The organism is Micromonospora sp. NPDC050417 (assembly GCF_044458865.1).
GTDB lineage: Bacteria > Actinomycetota > Actinomycetes > Mycobacteriales > Micromonosporaceae > Micromonospora_G.
Window position 1 is genome coordinate 1 of the sequence record NZ_JBITIH010000001.1, and the last position, 16,341, is coordinate 16,341.

15 protein-coding genes are annotated in these 16,341 nt (G+C 68.7%); 7 read left to right on the forward strand and 8 right to left on the reverse strand.

What is annotated here, in order from left to right; translation table 11 throughout:
- A partial coding sequence (locus ACIBF5_RS00005) for a S8 family serine peptidase (RefSeq protein WP_396806439.1) occupies window positions 1–959 on the reverse strand: 959 nt, incomplete at its 3' end.
- 549 nt (window positions 960–1,508) lie between these two features.
- Between ACIBF5_RS00005 and ACIBF5_RS00010 the strand changes: the two genes are divergently transcribed.
- The 3 genes from ACIBF5_RS00010 to ACIBF5_RS00020 all read left to right on the forward strand — a co-directional run bounded on the left by ACIBF5_RS00010 (window position 1,509) and on the right by ACIBF5_RS00020 (window position 4,906).
- Entirely contained in the window at window positions 1,509–2,165 is a 657-nt protein-coding gene (locus ACIBF5_RS00010; RefSeq protein ID WP_396806441.1) for a choice-of-anchor M domain-containing protein, read from the forward strand.
- 49 nt (window positions 2,166–2,214) lie between these two features.
- Entirely contained in the window at window positions 2,215–2,868 is a 654-nt protein-coding gene (locus ACIBF5_RS00015; RefSeq protein WP_396806443.1) for a choice-of-anchor M domain-containing protein, read from the forward strand.
- 100 nt (window positions 2,869–2,968) lie between these two features.
- Complete coding sequence (locus ACIBF5_RS00020; RefSeq protein ID WP_396806445.1) at window positions 2,969–4,906, forward strand: TIGR03773 family transporter-associated surface protein; 1,938 nt, start codon at window positions 2,969–2,971, stop codon at window positions 4,904–4,906.
- 82 nt (window positions 4,907–4,988) lie between these two features.
- On the opposite strand, the gene ACIBF5_RS00025 is transcribed toward ACIBF5_RS00020, so the two are convergent.
- The 4 genes from ACIBF5_RS00025 to ACIBF5_RS00040 all read right to left on the reverse strand — a co-directional run bounded on the left by ACIBF5_RS00025 (window position 4,989) and on the right by ACIBF5_RS00040 (window position 9,433).
- Window positions 4,989–5,837 carry an anchored repeat-type ABC transporter permease subunit gene (locus tag ACIBF5_RS00025; RefSeq protein WP_396806446.1) on the reverse strand — a complete coding sequence of 283 codons (849 nt, stop codon included), beginning with the start codon at window positions 5,835–5,837 and terminating at the stop codon, window positions 4,989–4,991.
- Between the two features lies 1 nt (window position 5,838).
- Window positions 5,839–6,576 (reverse strand): anchored repeat-type ABC transporter ATP-binding subunit, encoded by a 738-nt coding sequence (locus ACIBF5_RS00030; protein WP_396807319.1) that lies wholly within the window; start codon window positions 6,574–6,576, stop codon window positions 5,839–5,841.
- Between the two features lie 29 nt (window positions 6,577–6,605).
- Window positions 6,606–7,724: a choice-of-anchor M domain-containing protein gene (locus ACIBF5_RS00035; protein WP_396806448.1), complete on the reverse strand. Its 1,119-nt coding sequence runs from the start codon at window positions 7,722–7,724 to the stop codon at window positions 6,606–6,608.
- Between the two features lie 80 nt (window positions 7,725–7,804).
- Window positions 7,805–9,433 carry an anchored repeat ABC transporter, substrate-binding protein gene (locus tag ACIBF5_RS00040; RefSeq protein WP_396806450.1) on the reverse strand — a complete coding sequence of 543 codons (1,629 nt, stop codon included), beginning with the start codon at window positions 9,431–9,433 and terminating at the stop codon, window positions 7,805–7,807.
- A 176-nt stretch (window positions 9,434–9,609) separates the two neighbouring features.
- Here ACIBF5_RS00040 and ACIBF5_RS00045 point away from each other — a divergent pair, with 176 nt between their 5' ends.
- Window positions 9,610–10,248, forward strand: coding sequence for a response regulator (locus ACIBF5_RS00045; protein WP_396806452.1), 639 nt, complete (start codon window positions 9,610–9,612; stop codon window positions 10,246–10,248).
- Between the two features lie 3 nt (window positions 10,249–10,251).
- Here the strand turns inward: ACIBF5_RS00045 and ACIBF5_RS00050 are convergent, their stop codons facing one another.
- Window positions 10,252–11,979 (reverse strand): GAF domain-containing protein, encoded by a 1,728-nt coding sequence (locus ACIBF5_RS00050; RefSeq protein WP_396806454.1) that lies wholly within the window; start codon window positions 11,977–11,979, stop codon window positions 10,252–10,254.
- A gap of 216 nt (window positions 11,980–12,195) precedes the next feature.
- On the opposite strand from ACIBF5_RS00050, the gene ACIBF5_RS00055 reads away from it, so the two are divergent.
- Entirely contained in the window at window positions 12,196–13,236 is a 1,041-nt protein-coding gene (locus tag ACIBF5_RS00055; protein WP_396806456.1) for an alcohol dehydrogenase catalytic domain-containing protein, read from the forward strand.
- Between the two features lie 102 nt (window positions 13,237–13,338).
- Here the strand turns inward: ACIBF5_RS00055 and ACIBF5_RS00060 are convergent, their stop codons facing one another.
- Window positions 13,339–13,965: a hypothetical protein gene (locus ACIBF5_RS00060; RefSeq protein ID WP_396806458.1), complete on the reverse strand. Its 627-nt coding sequence runs from the start codon at window positions 13,963–13,965 to the stop codon at window positions 13,339–13,341.
- 97 nt (window positions 13,966–14,062) lie between these two features.
- Window positions 14,063–14,224, reverse strand: coding sequence for a hypothetical protein (locus ACIBF5_RS00065; RefSeq protein WP_396806460.1), 162 nt, complete (start codon window positions 14,222–14,224; stop codon window positions 14,063–14,065).
- 312 nt (window positions 14,225–14,536) lie between these two features.
- Here ACIBF5_RS00065 and ACIBF5_RS00070 point away from each other — a divergent pair, with 312 nt between their 5' ends.
- Together ACIBF5_RS00070 and ACIBF5_RS00075 are read left to right on the forward strand one after the other, a co-directional pair.
- Window positions 14,537–15,466 carry a carboxymuconolactone decarboxylase family protein gene (locus tag ACIBF5_RS00070; RefSeq protein ID WP_396806462.1) on the forward strand — a complete coding sequence of 310 codons (930 nt, stop codon included), beginning with the start codon at window positions 14,537–14,539 and terminating at the stop codon, window positions 15,464–15,466.
- 30 nt (window positions 15,467–15,496) lie between these two features.
- A complete protein-coding gene (locus ACIBF5_RS00075) occupies window positions 15,497–16,063 on the forward strand; it encodes a TetR/AcrR family transcriptional regulator (RefSeq protein WP_396806464.1) in 567 nt (188 codons plus the stop codon).
- The last annotated feature ends 278 nt before the right edge of the window (window positions 16,064–16,341 follow it).

A 16,341-nucleotide genomic window follows, 5' to 3' on the forward strand; every position in this document is an offset into this window, starting at 1 on the left:
CGGGAGGAGAACGGGGCCAACGACTCGTCCCGATCCACCGCACCAACAGTCAACGCCGACGCTGCCGTGCCGGGCGTACCGACGCTGTAATCCGTGCCCTCGTTACCGGCCGCGACCACGAAAAGCGTGTCACTCTCGGCGGTGATCCGGTCGACCGCCTCGCTCAACGGATCGCCGCCCTCACCCGGGGTGCCGCCGAGGCTCATACTGACCACCGCCGCGCCCTGTGCGGCGGCCCACTCCATACCCGAGATGATCCACGACTCGTAACCGCTGCCGTTGTCGTCGAGCACCTTCCCGACGAGCAGACTCGCACCCGGTGCCACGCCCCTGCGGGAGCCACCCGAGGCGGCGCCGGTGCCGGCCACCGTCGACGCCACATGGGTGCCGTGACCGTGGTGGTCCGTCGCGTCCACACTGTCGGTGAAGTTCCGCGCGGCCGTCACCCTGCCCGCGACGTCCGGGTGGGACTGGTCGATGCCGGTGTCGAGCACCGCGACCTTGACCCCGGTCCCGTCATAACCGGCCTGCCAGGCCGCGGGGGTCCCGATCTGGGCGGTACTCCGATCCAACGTCGAACGGATCCGACCATCCAGCCAGATCTGACTGATCCCCGCACCCAGCGCCGGAGCGGCGGCGGTGCCCGATCGGACCGTGGCACCGGCAGAGTCGGCCGGTACGGTGGTGCGCCAGAAGTCGGCCAGCGAGGACTTCCCGGCCACCAACGCGGCGCCACCGATACTCGGCAACGACCGGGCACCGGTCGTACCCGCGATCACGGCCCGGGCACCAGCCGGCTCCCGATAGCGGACGATGAGCGGCAGCCCAGCGGAGTTCGCGTCGCCGTACCCGTTAGCGATCAACTCCTGCACATCAAAAAGATCCGCGTCGAGCGTTCCAGCCGACACGTACGGCACCACATCACTGGGCAGCACCCGCAACCCACCATCGACCTCCACCGTATGAAAGGTCACCTGCTCCCGACCCGGGCCCGGACGCACCGAAGCAGCGAACCGACCGGCTCCCGCAGCGGAGACTTCGACCACGTCACCCGTGATAAGGGTGACCTTGGAACTGGCGCCGGCCGGCCCAGCAGGCGGGGCAACCGGTGGTACGGCCGCCGGTGGCGCGGCGGAGGCCACCGGTGGGCCAGCGATGATCGCGAGTACGGCCGTCAGGACGACAGCCGTACGACGCACATGCGTAGACATCGTGCGGACTCCTCGGGTTCAGCGGGACGCCATGGAAAATGTCGACAGCTGGGAGTCTGTGGCTTGATCATTTCCTCGTTCCACGTCTCGGGGTGCCGCAGAGGCGACATGGCGCCAAGTGGACATCCCGTCGCGGCTCATGGCGACGCGTGGCAGCACCTCTCCGAAGGATCGCGACAACGACTGCCGTCCCCCCGAAGATCCGTGGACCGCGCCACGTTCCTTGACAAGCAAATGAAAATCATTATCGTTTTGGTCGAGGCGCGGGAGGCGTCTCTGTCCATGAAGGAGAACCACATGCGTGGGAAAACCACAGGGCTCGTCGCCGCCACGGCGGCGTTCACCGCAGGCATCCTGGCCTTCTCCGCTCCGGCGCAGGCCAGCGCCGTCACGGTGATCTCGCAGGGCCACGTCGACGCCATCGACGTGGCCTACGAGGACGGCGAGTGGGGCATCACGATCCACGACGAGTCGGTCGAACCCGACGTCGAACGCGACCCGGCCGACGTCATCCTGGTCGCCAAGCGCGGGGCGAAGACCACCGTGCCCGACGACCCGACGTACGCGTTCCTCGGCGCCCCCGGCGCCAGGGTCTGGGTGCTACCCGAGACGCAGGACACCGCCCTGCTCTGGCCCGGCCTCTCCACCGAAGAGATCGAACCCGGCGTGTTCGTCGGCGACAGCGTCCAGATCCGGTTCAGGCAGGTGCTCGGCCCGGACGGGGTGAGCGTCTTCACCACCGACCCGGTCGGCGCCCCGACCGTCCTCGTCGACAGCGAGGACGGACTCCCGGACGCGGTCACCCTGCCGGCAGGTGCGCACCTGCACGCGAACTGGGCGTTCGAGAAGGCCGGCGTCTATCGGATCAAGGTCGACGCGACCGCCCGGCTCGCCGCGAACGGCACCCGGGTCACCTCGGCTCCGGCCTGGATCACGTTCGCCGTCCTTTCCTGAGACCGCCCGGACCGACCGGTTCGCGCCTCTGACCCCCGGAGGATTTTCCGTGACACTCAAGACCCGACTGCTCACCCTCACCTCGCTGCTGACCGTGGCGGCGACCATCTTCACCGCCTCGCCGGCGATGGCGGCCACCATCGAAACCGGGCACCTCGACGTGCTCGATGTCGACTACAACGCGACGAACAACACCCTCACCCTCGACCTCAAGACCTACGAGCCGGACAACGACGACCTGTCTCCGGCCGGCACGGTGCTCCGGGTGGTGCCCGCCGCCACGGCCACGATTCCCAGTGGGACCGCGTGGCAGTGCCTCGGCCCAGCCGGAACCTCCATGTACGTGGCCCCCCAGACCCTCGTGTCGGACCGGCTCTACGCCGGTTGGAACACCGCCGACGTGCCGGCCTCCCAGGGACCGGTCAAGCTGGAACTGACCGCCTGGACCGGGCCGCCCGGGTCCCGCTTCGCGCTCTACACCACCGCCGGATTCCCCGCGACGCCCAGCTTCAAGCTCAACACCAACACAGCCACCGGCTGCCCGGTCTCCGTGTGGCCGGGCGGCATCGCCAGCGGTACGCACGCCCACGGCAACTGGGCCTTCTCCACGGCGGGCACCTACACCCTGACCTTCAGGGCGACCGCGCAAAACGGCGCCGGGGCGACCTCCGGCGCGGTCACGTACACCTTCCAAGCCGGCTGATCGGCACCTCCGCGACCACGTCAACCGTGCGGGCCGATTCCACCCGGAGTCGGCCCGCACACCTGTTCACGAACATAGGGAGAACCAAGGAATGTCAGGCATGGCGAGAATCCGACTCGCCGCGGCAGCCGCCCTGGCGACAGCGGCGACAGCGCTCGCCTCGGCGGCACTGCCCGCCACCGAGGTCATGGCGGCACCGCCGGAAAGCACCGAGCGAACCGTGATCAACGACGTGCACACCGACGCCGTCGACGTGCAGTACGTGGACGGGAACCTGCGCCTCAAGACACGCATCGGCAACGCGCCGAACCACGTGACCGCCGACCCGAGCGAGGTCGTCTTCCAACTCTTCGACAACGAGTCCTCGGTGGCGGCCGTACCGGACCTCCCGGAGTACGCGTTCCTCGGACCGGTCGGTGCGCCGCTGTGGCTGGCCCCGATGACCCAGGTCGACGGGCTGCTCTGGCCGGGCTGGGACACCGAGAGCCTGCCCGGCGGACTCTTCACCGACAACGCCGTCGACCTCCACCTGCGGGCGGTACACGGACCGGGGCAGGTCGAGGTGTTCCAGACCGACCCGATCGGCATGCCCATCCGCAACTTCAGCTCGGCCGACCCGGCCTACACCTCGCTGCGCCAACCGGTGTTCTCACACGTACACGCCAACTGGGTCTTCACCGCGTTGGGGCGTTACACCCTCACCTTCGAGGTCACCGCCACCATCGCCGGTGGCGCGACACTGACCTCGGGACCGGTCGACTACACCTGGTTCGTCGGCGGCACCTCCGCCCAGGACGTCGTCGGCGCGCAGACCACAACCGTGGTCACGACCAGCCCGTCACCGTCGTCGGCGGGGTCGCCAGTGGCGCTGACCGGCGTCGTCGAACCGCCCGACGCCGACGGGTGGATCGAGTTTCTCGACGGTGACACCTCGCTCGGTTACGGCGAGGTCGGCGCCGACGGCACCGCCGAGCTCTCCACCACGACACTGCCGGTCGGCGAACACTCGATCACCGCCCGCTTCTCACCCCGGTACGGCAACGACTACCAGCCCTCGACGTCGTCGCCGGTAACCCACCAGGTCACGCCCGGCCAGGGCACCCCGCCCCCCACCGGGTCCCCCACCCCGACCGGGTCCCCCACCCCGACCGACACACCCACGCCCACTCCCACGCGCACCGGGTCTCCCGGTCCCACGCGTACCACCTCCCCCACCCCGACCACGGCCGCGACGGTCCGGCCGACCACCGCCGCGCCAACCACCCCGGCCTGCGTGCCGACCAACCGGACGACCGGTGTCGTGTTGAGCCAGGGGCACGTGGACTATGCCGTACGCATCATCGACGGCCGCCTCGTATCGCAGGTCAAGGACGGTACGACCAGCAACGGAACCACCTGGCGCAGCCCCGCACAGGTGGTGTTCCAGCTCAAACCGGCCGCGGCTGTCAGCATCCCGCCCGGCGGGCAGTTCGACTTCCTCGGCACCGCCTCCTCGACCGTGTGGCAGATCCCGCAGACCCAGAACCAGAACCTCCTCTGGGCCGGTTGGAACACCGAAGATCTGAAGGCGTCGCAGGTTTCCGGACCGGTGACGTGGAAACTCAGCGGGGTGAGCGGCCCCGGAGCGGTAGCCGTCTACCAGCTTGACGCGTTCGGCAAGCCGGCCGTCGTCTTCAACAGCAAGGACGGGCTCCCGGACAGCTACGACATCGCCCTGGGTACGCACGCGCACGGCAACTGGGCGTTCACGAAGCAGGGCGTCTACCGGCTCACCTTCACCCACTCGGCGAAACTGGCGTCGGGCACGACCTCTACCGACACCCAGGTGTTGACGGTCGCGGTCGGCGACACCGACCCGACCGCGCTGCTGACGAAGACCACCGCGACCGGCTGCGGCGGCTCGGGTGGTCAGCTTCCCACCACCGGCACATCGCTGGTCAAGCCAGTCTCCGTCGGCGCGGGTCTGCTGCTGGCCGGCACCTCGATGCTCCTGGCCACCAGGACTCGTCGCCGCCGGACGGTCGCGGCCGACAGCTAGGGCTCCCCGCACCACGAAAAACGACGCCGGGCAGGTACGGGTTTCCCGTACCTGCCCGGCGTCGTTCACGTTCCGACGCGGCCTAGCGGACGTACCTGACGAGCAGTCCGTGCCGGGGAGCGAACAGCCACGCCACCAGGAAGACGGCGGTGAGAGCGAGCACGATGGTGCCTCCCACGGGCAGGTCCCACGACCACGAGAGATACAGACCGATCAGGGCCGACAGGCCGCCGATCACGGGTGCCAGGAGCATCATCACGCCCAGCCGATCGGTCAGCAGCCGGGCCGCCGAGGCCGGGGTGACCAGCAGGGCCAGGACCAGGACGTTGCCGATCGTCTGGACCGAGATGACCACCGCCAGGGTGACCATCACGTAGAGCACGATGTCCAGCCAGAACGTCCGGAGCCCGACCGCGCGGGCCATCTCCCGGTCGAGGGTGACCGCGACGAACTCCTTGTGCAGCAGGAACGCGACCAGGAGCAGGGTGACCCCGGTCAGGCCCACGACAAGGATGTCCCGGTCCGGGATGCCGGTGATGGAACCGAACAGAAACTGTTGCAGCGAGCCGGCGTACCCCGGCGCCCGCGAGATGACCACGACGCCGAGCGCGAACGCGGCGACGAAGAAGACGCCGATGACGGAGTCCTCCTTCAGCCTTCGGTTCTGCGAGAACACCGCGATCAACAGGGCGGTCAGCACCCCGGCGACGGTGCCGCCGAGCACGAGGTTGCCCGAGATGACAAACGCGACCGCGAGGCCGGGGAAGACCGCGTGCGCGACCGCGTCGCCGATGAACGCCATCCCGCGCAGGACCACGTGACAGCCGATCACCCCGCACACGATCGCCGACATCACCGCGATGAACAGCGCCTTGGGCAGGAAGGCCAGATCGGGGTTGAGCAGATCGGCAACGAAATCGACCGGGGACATCTCACACCCCCACGGTCGAGGCCGGGGCGGCGGCCAGGCCGAGCGCCCGCAACACATGGCTGCGCTCGCTCACCTGGAACGTCTCCATCCACACCTGACGGTCCCTGAGCTGCTCCGGTGCGCCGGTGGCGATCATCGTCTGGTTGAGCAAAGCCAGCCGGTCACAGCCGTACACCGCCGCCGCCAGGTCATGGGTGGCCATCAGGACCGCACTCTCCTTCGCCAGCGCGGCGAACAACTCGCCGAGCAGTTCCTGCGTGGGCATGTCCAGGCCGGTGAAGGGCTCGTCCAACAGAAGGATCCGCGGCGCGACGGCGAGCGCACGGGCCACGAGTACGCGCTGCCGCTGGCCGCCGGAGAGTTCCCCCACCGGACGGCGGCGCAGGTCGGTCAGGCGTACCCGGTCCAGCGCCTCCCCCACCGCGTGCCAGTCCGACACCCGGGGTCGGCGCAGCAGCCCGATCCGACCGGTCCGGCCGGTCATCACCGCGTCCTCCACCGAGATGGGAAAGTCCCAGGTGAACTCGTGGCGCTGCGGTACGTATCCGACGGTCGCCGTACCCGCCTTCGCCGGCCCGCCAGCGACCGTGATCCGGCCCGCCTTGGCCCGGACCAGGCCGAGTACGGAGCGGAGCAGGGTGGTTTTCCCGGCCCCGTTCGGACCGACCAGCCCCACCAGTTCCCCGACGTCGATCGTCAGGTCGACCTCTCTCAGCGCGAGTCGCCCACCCAACTCCACACTGAGCCCCTCGACCACCAGCAACCCGCTCACCGGTCACCCTCCCGCCGCGCCGTCGCGGTCTCCTGCTCTGCGGCACGAGCGGTGTCCCGGTCTGCGGCACGAGCGGTGTCCTGCTCTGTGGCGCGAGCGGTGTCCCGGTCGGCGACGGGCCCGGTGCGGCCGGCGACCCGTTCCACCTCGGCCCGTCTCTTGGCGCGGGCACCCCGCACCAGCACCCCGATCACCACGCCGACGAGCACCAGCCCGACGACGATGGTCACCACCGTCGCGCCGGCGGCTGCGGGCAATCCACCCCCTTCGGCCGGTGGTGCGGCTTCCGCGTCCGGCGCCGGGACGGCAGTGCCAGCCGCCGGGGTGGCGACCACCGGAAAGCTGGCGGCGAACGCGTCGTCGGTGCCGGTAGCGTCTCCGATCGTGAATCGGAGCACTCCGGTGCCGGTCACCGACCCGCCGTCGGCCAGGTCGGCGGAGATCTCCAGGGCCACCAGGTAGACGCCGGGCGTGGTGAAGACCCAGTTCGCGTGCGTGTGGGTGTTCGTGTCCACCCACAGGTCCTGCGGGAGCGTCTTCGTGGAGTCCCACAGCACCTGCGGGGCGCCGAGGTTTCCCGACTGGAGGTAGACGATCAGGCTGCCCGGCCCCTGGACACCGGCGAGCTTCATCGTCACACCACGCTGGATCGCCTCCATCACCCCGGGGTCCTGGGTGTTCCAGCCCACCCACACCACGTCCCGGTTCTGCGTCTGCGGTACGACGTACACGGGTGTGCCGGGGCGCTGGCCGAGGAACGCGTACGCCTCGTCGTCCGGAATCGGCAGTACGGCGCTGTCCCGTACCCGGATCACCACGTCCGACGGCTGCCGCCAGACCGACGGTACGACGGTGTCGTCGTGTACCCGTACCGTCCATGTCTCGCCTCGGTAGTGCGGGCCGATGTCGACGTGCCCACTGTCCAGCACCACCCGCCCGGTGTCCTCGCGCTGGTTCGGGTCCACGGTCTGTTCCTGACGGTTCTCCGGGCGCGGGGTGGGTGCCGCCGAGAGGGGCTGCGGAGGTGCGAACAGGATCGCGGCCAGGATCGCGGCGGCGGCGCTGGCCAGCCGCGACGGGTACCGACGGCGGGCGGGGGTGGTGCCTCGTGTCATCTCGGTCCTTGTCGTATTCGTCGGTTGAGGCACTCGGTTCATCCGTTGAGGCACTCGGTTCATCGGTTGAAGCACTCGGTTCATCGGTTGAGGCACTCGGCGAGTGAGTCGGCGTTGAAGCGCATCATCTTCAGGTAGGTGTCGACGGTCGGGCCGAAGGCGTCGCCGTAGATGGGGCAGATCGCCACCCCCTGCTCGTGGGCCACCTCGACCAACGTGGCGGAGCGCGCCTGGAGACTCGGTTCGAGGAACACGGCCTTCACGCGCAGATTCCTGATCGTCTCGGTCAACCTGACCCGGTCGGCGAGGCTCGGCTCGGTGGCCGGGTTCGGTGTCACGAACCCGGCCACCGGAATGCCGTACGCCTGGGACAGGTAGGCGAACGCGTCGTGTGTGGTGACCAGATAGCGGTTGGCCGGCGGGATCGCGCCGATCGTCGACGCCACGTACGTGTCGAGTGCGCTGAGTTGGGCCAGGTACGCGCCGGTGTTCCGCCGGTACGTCGCCGCACCCTCCGGGTCGGCCCCGATGAGCGTGTCGCGGATCAGTTCCACGTAGGACTGGGCGTTGCCGACGTCCTGCCACAGGTGTGGATCGATCTCTCCGTGTACGTGTTTGCCGAGAACGGCCTGCGGCAGTTGGTACACGCGGTCACCGGCGCGGCCCAGGAACCGGTACCCACGCCCGGCTGGCACCTCCAGCAGAGCCTTGTTCGGCACCTCGATGACGGTGGTGGCGGGGTCGTACGCCTGCTGGTCGGCCTCGCCGCCGCCGTGCGGGTCGGCGTACAGGTAGAGCCGCTCGGTGTCGACGTCCACCGCGATGTCGGCGTGCCCGCGCGCGAGGACGGACGGATCGGCGAGCCCCGGCACCGAATGCGGGTCGACGCCGACGGCGAAGGTGAACCTCTGCTGCCCAAGCTCGACCGGTGCGGCCTGCGGGGTGACTCTGAGCTGCGCCTTCACCGTGAGGTGGTAGACGCCCGGTTCGGTGAACGCCCAGCTCATGTGCGTGTGGGCGTCCGGCGGCAGGACGGCGCTGTCGTCGCGGTAGCCGTTACCGGGGTCGAACCCGTCGGTCGAGTCGAAGTACCGGTCGGGGGTGCCGAACGACCCCGTGAGGTAGCCCACGAGCTTGCCCGGCCCGGTCACGCTCGTCGCCGACAACACGATGTCCGAGGACCGGTTCGCCCCGAACCGCTCGCCGGTTCCGCGTACCCGTAGGCCGAGCCAGATGGTGTCCAGCGAGGCGTCCTCGACCATCGGGATGATCTCCGCCGCGTACCTGGTCGCGCCCTCGGCGAGGGCGATGTTCGGGACACCTCGCCGGAGGTTGGCGTCCAACGTCTTGACCACGGACTGCGCCTCCAGCAGCAGGTAGTTACTGAACGCGACGTCCGCGTACACGATGTTGCGCACGTCCCGCAGGGTCGGCTCGTACGCGTGCGAATCAGCGTTGTCCGGCACGATCGAGTCGACCAGCACCCGGTCGCCGCCCACGTTGCGGACCAGGTCCGCCAGGATCCCGGTCGTGGTGACAACCTGGACCCGGTCGCTGGTCGAGGTGAACGCGATCGGGGCCGCACATCCGGGCAGCAGGCCCGCGACGGCGACCGCGACGGCCAGCAATGCGCCCCGCCCGCCCGCGCGCCGTCGTGACCGGATCGCGGAGCCGGTCCGAAGCCCTGTCCCGAACCTGGACAATCTCATCCCGCTTTCGTCCTCCAGCCAGCCAAGGCCCACGGCGGGGTGACCACCCCGAACAGGCATAATGAAAACCGTTATCAGTATCCTAACTATCCGACCCGACCGCTGTGAAGCCCGACCGGCGGTGACGGGACCTTCGACCCTGTCCACCCCAGCTCTCCGGGGGTAGAAACGAGCACATGATCCGTGTCTTTCTCCTCGACGACCACGAGGTTGTCCGTCGTGGTTTGGCCGACCTGTTGCAGAGCGCCGGCGACATCGAGGTGGTCGGCGAATCTGGGTTGGCCCAGGAAGCCACCGCCCGGATACCCGCACTACGACCGGATGTGGCGATCCTCGACGCACGACTGCCCGACGGCAGCGGCATCGACGTGTGCCGGGACGTACGCACCATCGACCCGTCGATCCGCGGCCTGATCCTCACCTCGTACGAGGACGACGAGGCGTTGTTCGCCGCGATCATGGCGGGTGCCGACGGGTACGTGCTCAAGCAGATCCGTGGCACCGACCTGGTGGACGCGGTACGTCGGGTGGCGACGGGTCAGTCACTGCTCGACCCGGCGGTGACCCAACGGGTGCTGGACCGCATCCGCAACGGTGTCGAACAGCCACGCGAGCTCAACTCGCTGACCGAGCAGGAACGCCGGATTCTGGAGTACGTGGCGCAGGGGCTGACCAACCGCGAGATCGCCGGCAAGATGTTCCTCGCGGAGAAGACCGTGAAGAACTACATGTCCAGCCTGTTGGCGAAGTTGGGACTGGAACGGCGTACGCAGGCCGCGGTGCTCGCCACCCGACTACTCGGCCAGCACTCCTGAACCTCAGCCGGTCAGCGGAACACTCCACCGCACCCGGGTGCCGCGAGGCTCCACCGGCTCCACCGCGAACTCGCCACCGCGTCCCGCGGCCCGCTCACGCATGTTGACCAACCCACCCCGCGCCGCCTCGGGACCGGTACCGACCCCGTCGTCGACGACGGCGAGAGTGAGTCGCGCCCCGTCGACGCGGAGCAGGACGGTGACCCGGGTCGCGTGGGCGTGGCGGACCGCATTGGACAACGCCTCCCGCAGCACCGCGAGCAGATCCGGACGCACGGCGTCCGGCACGGCGCTGTCCACCGGGCCGAAGATCTCCAACGCCGGCCGGAACCCGAGAGCTTCGGCCGCACCATCTACGGCCTCGCGGATGTCGGTACGCAGGGCCGCGCTCATCGGGGTCCGCAACTCGAAGATGGCCCGGCGAATGTCGCGGATCGTGGAGTCGAGTTCGTCTACCGCCGCGTTGATCCGCCGGCCGACCTCGGCCCGTGCGGTCAGCGGCACGGTGCTCTGCAGTTGCAGTCCGGTGGCGAAGAGCCGCTGGATCACCACGTCGTGCAGGTCGCGGGCGATCCGTTCACGGTCTTCCAGGACGACAAGCTGCTCACGTTCCTCCTGCGCCCGAGCGCGTTCCATCGCCAACGCCGCCTGCGCGGCGAAGCTGGTGAGCAGGGGCACGTCATCGTCCGTCTGCCGTGCCTGCCCGGCCGCGTGCGCCACGATCAGCACGCCGTGCAGGGTGTCGGCGACAGACAACGGGGAGACGATCGCCGGGGTGTCGGTGACCGGATGCGGCCAGGGCGCGGCCTTCGCCAGGCTCTCGATGACCAGGTGTCGCCGGTCGGTCACCGATGCGGCGAAGGTCGTCTCGGCGGCCGGCAGGAGCACACCGACCAACGGAGGTGCGGTGCCACCGGCGGTGTCGACCACCTCGACGGTGAACTGGCCCACCTCCTCGTCGTAGAGCAGGACCAGGACCAACTCGGCCTCGGCGACCTCGCGGGCACGGCGGGCGACGAGCGCCAGCGCGTCCGTACGGCGCACCTCGCCCAACAACACGGTCGTGATCTCGGCCGTCGCGGCGAGCCAACGCTCGCGACGATGGGCGACGGCGTAGAGACGGGCATTTTCGATCGCGACGCCGGCCGCCGCGGCGAGCGCGGCGGCAATCTCCTCGTCGTCCTCGGTGAACTCCCCCGCTCCCCGCTTCTCCGCCAGGTAGAGGTTGCCGAAAACCTGGTCCCGGATGCGGATCGGGGTGCCGAGAAAGCTGTGCATCGGCGGATGGTGGGGCGGGAAGCCGTACGACTGGGGGTGCCGGGTGATGTCGGGCATCCGCACCGGACGGGGGTCGGCGATCAGCAGGCCGAGAACACCCCGCCCGTGCGGCAGGTCACCGATCTTGGCGTGCAGTTCGGCGTCGATGCCGTGGGTGATGAACTCGGTCAGGAGCCGGTCGGGTCCGATCACACCCAGCGCGCCGTAACGGGCGTCGAGCAGTTCGCAGGCGACCTCGACGATGCGCCGCAGTGTGCTGCGCAGGTCGAGATCCGTGCCGATCGCCACCACCGCGTCGAGTAGGCCACGCAGCCGCTCGCGACTCGTGACGACCTCACCGACCCGGTCGAGCATCTCCTGCAACAACTCGTCGAGACGCACCCGCGACAACGGACTCAGGCCCAACGACGGACCGTCGCGCCGGTCGTCGGGGGCAAGGTGCGACGGGTCCATCCGCTGATGCTATCCGGGGCCAGCGGAACCGGCGTTTTCGGCGCCCCCGGCCACGATCACCCGAAGGATCTTCGCGCCCGGCACGACCGCCGGTGAGTTTCGGCGTTCCCGCACGGTCGGGATTTCACCATTGAGACGATCTGGGCGGATGACTTCCGGCGGCCGAGCAGCGTTCATGACAGGGGCGCCGACTCAACCAGGGGCGGGAGAGACCTCATGAAAGCGCTCGTCTACGGCGGGTCCGGACAGCGTCACTGGGCAGAGGCGCCCGATCCGCACGTGGTCGACCCGACCGACGTGGTCATCCGCGTCGACACCGTCACCATCTGTGGCACCGACCTGCACATCCTCGGTGGTGACGTACCGGAGGTGCAACCTGGGCGGATTCTCGGCCACGAAGCTGTCGGCACCGTGGTGGAGACCGGTGCCGCCGTCATGACGGTACGTCCCGGTGACCGGGTTCTCGCCTCCTGCATCTCCGCCTGCGGGCGCTGCCGCTTCTGCCGGTCGGGCAGCTACGGCCAGTGCACCAGCGGAGGCGGCTGGGTGCTGGGCCACCTGATCGACGGCGTGCAGGCGGAGTACGCCCGGATCCCGTTCGCGGACCTGTCCACGTACCCGCTGCCGGAGAACGTCACCGACGAGACCGCCGTCCTGCTCGCCGACATCATGCCGACCGCGTACGAGGTCGGCGTGCTCAACGGGCAGGTCAGTCCCGGTGACACCGTCGTCATCGTCGGCATGGGCCCGATCGGCCTTGCCTCCGTACTCGCCGCACGTCTGTACTCGCCCGCACACGTCATCGCGATCGACAAGGCCGAGAGCCGACTACGGGCCGCCCGACAGTTTGGCGCGGACATCACCGTCGCCCCGGGTGACGACCCGCACCCGGTGGTCTGGGCCGCCAGCGGCGGAGTCGGCGCCGACGTGGTTATGGAGGCAGTCGGTACGCCGGAATCGTTCGAGCTGTGCACCACCCTGGTACGCCCCGTCGGACGGGTGGCCAACATCGGAGTGCACGGTAGGCCGGCCGCCCTGCACCTGGAACAGCTCTGGAGTCGTAACGTCACCATCACCACAGGGCTCGTGGATACCCGGACCACCCCGAGGCTGCTGAGCATGCTGGCGGCCGGGCAGTTCGATCTGGCCCCGATGATCACTCACCGGTTCGCACTGGACGAGATCATGCAGGCGTACGACGTCTTCTCCCAACCCGGCGACACCGGCGCGCTGAAGGTCGTGATGACCCGGACCTGAGCCGAGTCCGGCGGACCCAACTTCCGGGTACGCGAAGAGCCGGGCCCCGTTTTCGGGGCCCGGCTCTTGTTCGCTGTGCTGGTGGTGTCGTTGTGCTGGGTCTTACTTGGTCCAGACGTCCTGGACGATGTGGGCGGCCTGGTTCTCCCACTGCGCGTACGCGTCCGGGAACGCCGACACCTGAACCTTCTGCGCCGCCACCGTCAACGGCAGATCCTGCCAACCATCCACCTGCTTCAGATTGCTCAGGAACGCCGTCGCCGCGTACGTCGGATCGGTGATCTGGGCCGGGGTACCCCAACCCGAGGACGGGCGCTGCTGGAACAGACCCAGGGAGTCGTGGTCGTTCATGTCACCCAGATGACCCAGGTTCTCCAACTTCGACTCCTGCATCGACGTAGCGACCGCGATCACCGCACCACGCTCACCCATACCCAGCTTCTTAGCGGTATCAGTGATCGCCTTGGCGTTGTCGGTCTGCTCCTTCGACAGGCTGATCTGCGACTGCGCACCCTGCGTGCCGTGCGGCACCAGCTTGTCCATGGTCGGCTTGACGGCAGTCTCCTGCGCGACGGTGGTCATCGCCGGGGCAGTGTGCCCGGCCGGGGCCGCGAACGCGTGGCCCACTGGGCCGGCGACAGCGCCACCGATGAAGGCGAGGCTGGCGACACCCAGAGCGGTCCTACGAACGAACGAAGTCTTGGTAACAGCGGTGAAAGTCGTCTTCACGATGGTTCACCTTCCAATCGGGGGCTCTCCCAGCACGCACACACAAAGGGGGAAAGGTGCCGTGCTCGAAGGAAGAAGAAGTACGAGGCCACAGGCGTCACGAGGCGGGGAAGAACACTGCCTCGGCGCTGCTCCGGTCGTACGCGATGTATAACGACCCCACCCCCGCCAACATTCCGCCGATCATGGCCCCGAGCATGTTGATCAAGCCCAAAAACCTCGCACCGGAGACATCCAGCCGCAGCCAGACCTCAGACACGGAGCAGGGCAGCACATATGTCCGCTGTATGACCGAGCGAGTGTTTCGGCCGCCCGGCGGCACCAGAAGCTGGTTCGTCGTTGATATCCGTTCCAGGTTGGGTGCCGGGTTGGACGTCCTGCTGGCGGACTTTCGCGGAACGGGGCACGAGGGAGAGGCAGCTCTGCCCCTGGCGCGCACGCCACAGGCGGCAGCCCGGGCCCGGTGACGCGCAGATGCCAACCATTGACTGTGAGGCAGCACACTAGCAAGCGGACTCGCGAGTCCGCTACGGTTTAGTGGACACGCAAGTCCACTTATAGGAGATGTCACATGGCACACGTCCGCATCAGCGACGCTCTTCTCGCCGTTGCCCTCGATCCGACCGAGGACCTTGAGACAGCGCTCAACAGGTACTACGCCCCCGGCTACACCCACCGGGCCGAGGGCCGGGAGATGGACTGGGCAGAGTTCCGTCAGATGGTCGTTGCCATTCGCGGTCAGATCCGCGGTGGCACGGTGACCGTGCTCGACGAGGTGGTCGACGGCGACCAGTACGCGGAGCGGCACCGCTACCGGATCACGATGAACGACGGCACGATCGCCCAGAAGGAGGTCGTCGTGTTCGGCCGGTTCGCGCCGGACGGCCGTTTCGCCGAGCTCGGCGAGACAGGGGTCGAAATCGGAGACAAGTCTGCCCCGGAAGGGCCACGGCTGCCTGAGCTTGACCCGGCGACCATCCCGCTGGATGTCAGCACCTTCCTCAGCGCACTGCCGGCCGACCCGCAGGTCAAGATGCTCACCCAGTCGACCGGCACGGTGAAGGCGTACATCCAGTTCGCCCGCACCCTCTTCACCAGGACCGAACTGTCCGAACGAGCACGGGAACTGATCATCCTCACGACCGCCGAATACACCGGCTCCAGCTTCACCACCGCCCAGCACGTGCCGATCGCCCAAACAGCCGGCATCAGCGACGAGACCCTCCGGCTCATCAAGGAGCGCCGGCTCACCGATCCGAGCCTCTCCGCGTACGACAGCCTGGTCATGCGTTTCACCGCCGAGATCGCGCAGCGGCCGACGGTGAGCGACGAGCTGTTCGCCGAGGCCCGCGAGTACCTCAGCGACCGCGAGATCGTCGAGGTCATCCACTTCGTCGGCTACTACTGGACCTTCGGTCGGATCAGCACGGTGCTGCAGGTGCCGGTGACCGAGGTCTACGGCGAAGAGACGGTGACCAAGCTCGACGACGAGACGGCCTGAGCACCAGTGGTGGTGTGGGACGCTGATGCGGTGACAGAGCCGCCATCCTCCAGTGCTGCCCGCACATACCGGCGCTCCGACGCCCGCCGTAACCAGGAACAGGTCGTCGCCGCGGCTCAGGAGTTGTTCGCGGAGCACGGCCTCGGGGTGACAGTGCCCCAGATCGCCGCCCGGGCGGGCGTCGGACGCGCCACCGTCTATCGCAGCTATCCGACCAAGGAGGATCTCGTCGCGGCCATTGCCGGCGAACATTTCGACCGGCTGGAAGCCCGGGCACGGCAGGCGCTGGCCGCGCCGGACGCGTACCGTGGCCTGAACGAATACGTCGTGGCTCTCTTCGACGAACTGGCCCGCAACCGTGGCCTGGCGACCGCATTCTTCGAGGCGCGCCTACCGTCGGCCGGACAGTTGCTCGACCTCATCGGGCTGCTACTGCAAAACGCCGCCAGCACCGGCCAGGTACGGCCCGACGCGGGCGTACGCGACGCGCAGGTCATCCTCTGTGGCGTGGTCCGTCAACTGATCGTGCTACGGGAGAATGACCCAGACGTTTGGCGCCAGTACGCGATCATCGTGCTCAACGCGTTCCGCCCCTGACCAGCTTGCCGCACAGCAGAGCAACGGACGTCGGCGAGGCTGCGGGTGCTACTCCGCCCAGGGCGCATCACCTAGACGGGTATGTCTCAAGAGGGTGGTTCCGTAGGGCGCTCCCTGCACGACAGGCTGTCGGCGCCCCCGTCGGCCGACACCCCGTCGCACAGGAGCCCTCGTTCCCCAAGACCTGGCCGCGACATGAGCACGACCATGCGGGCAAACCATCCCCCGCCTCTGCATCGTGCCCCGGACGCCACCCGTCGTGCGGGGATCGGCGTATG

What these genes read in the sequence shown, in the direction of transcription:
- ACIBF5_RS00055 (WP_396806456.1), top strand. Translation starts at nt 12,196, where the DNA reads ATGAAAGCGCTCGTCTACGGCGGGTCCGGACAGCGTCACTGGGCAGAG.
- ACIBF5_RS00020 (WP_396806445.1), top strand. Translation starts at nt 2,969, where the DNA reads ATGGCGAGAATCCGACTCGCCGCGGCAGCCGCCCTGGCGACAGCGGCG.
- ACIBF5_RS00035 (WP_396806448.1), bottom strand. Translation starts at nt 7,724, where the DNA reads ATGACACGAGGCACCACCCCCGCCCGCCGTCGGTACCCGTCGCGGCTG.
- ACIBF5_RS00040 (WP_396806450.1), bottom strand. Translation starts at nt 9,433, where the DNA reads ATGAGATTGTCCAGGTTCGGGACAGGGCTTCGGACCGGCTCCGCGATC.
- ACIBF5_RS00050 (WP_396806454.1), bottom strand. Translation starts at nt 11,979, where the DNA reads ATGGACCCGTCGCACCTTGCCCCCGACGACCGGCGCGACGGTCCGTCG.
- ACIBF5_RS00045 (WP_396806452.1), top strand. Translation starts at nt 9,610, where the DNA reads ATGATCCGTGTCTTTCTCCTCGACGACCACGAGGTTGTCCGTCGTGGT.
- ACIBF5_RS00010 (WP_396806441.1), top strand. Translation starts at nt 1,509, where the DNA reads ATGCGTGGGAAAACCACAGGGCTCGTCGCCGCCACGGCGGCGTTCACC.
- ACIBF5_RS00025 (WP_396806446.1), bottom strand. Translation starts at nt 5,837, where the DNA reads ATGTCCCCGGTCGATTTCGTTGCCGATCTGCTCAACCCCGATCTGGCC.
- ACIBF5_RS00070 (WP_396806462.1), top strand. Translation starts at nt 14,537, where the DNA reads ATGGCACACGTCCGCATCAGCGACGCTCTTCTCGCCGTTGCCCTCGAT.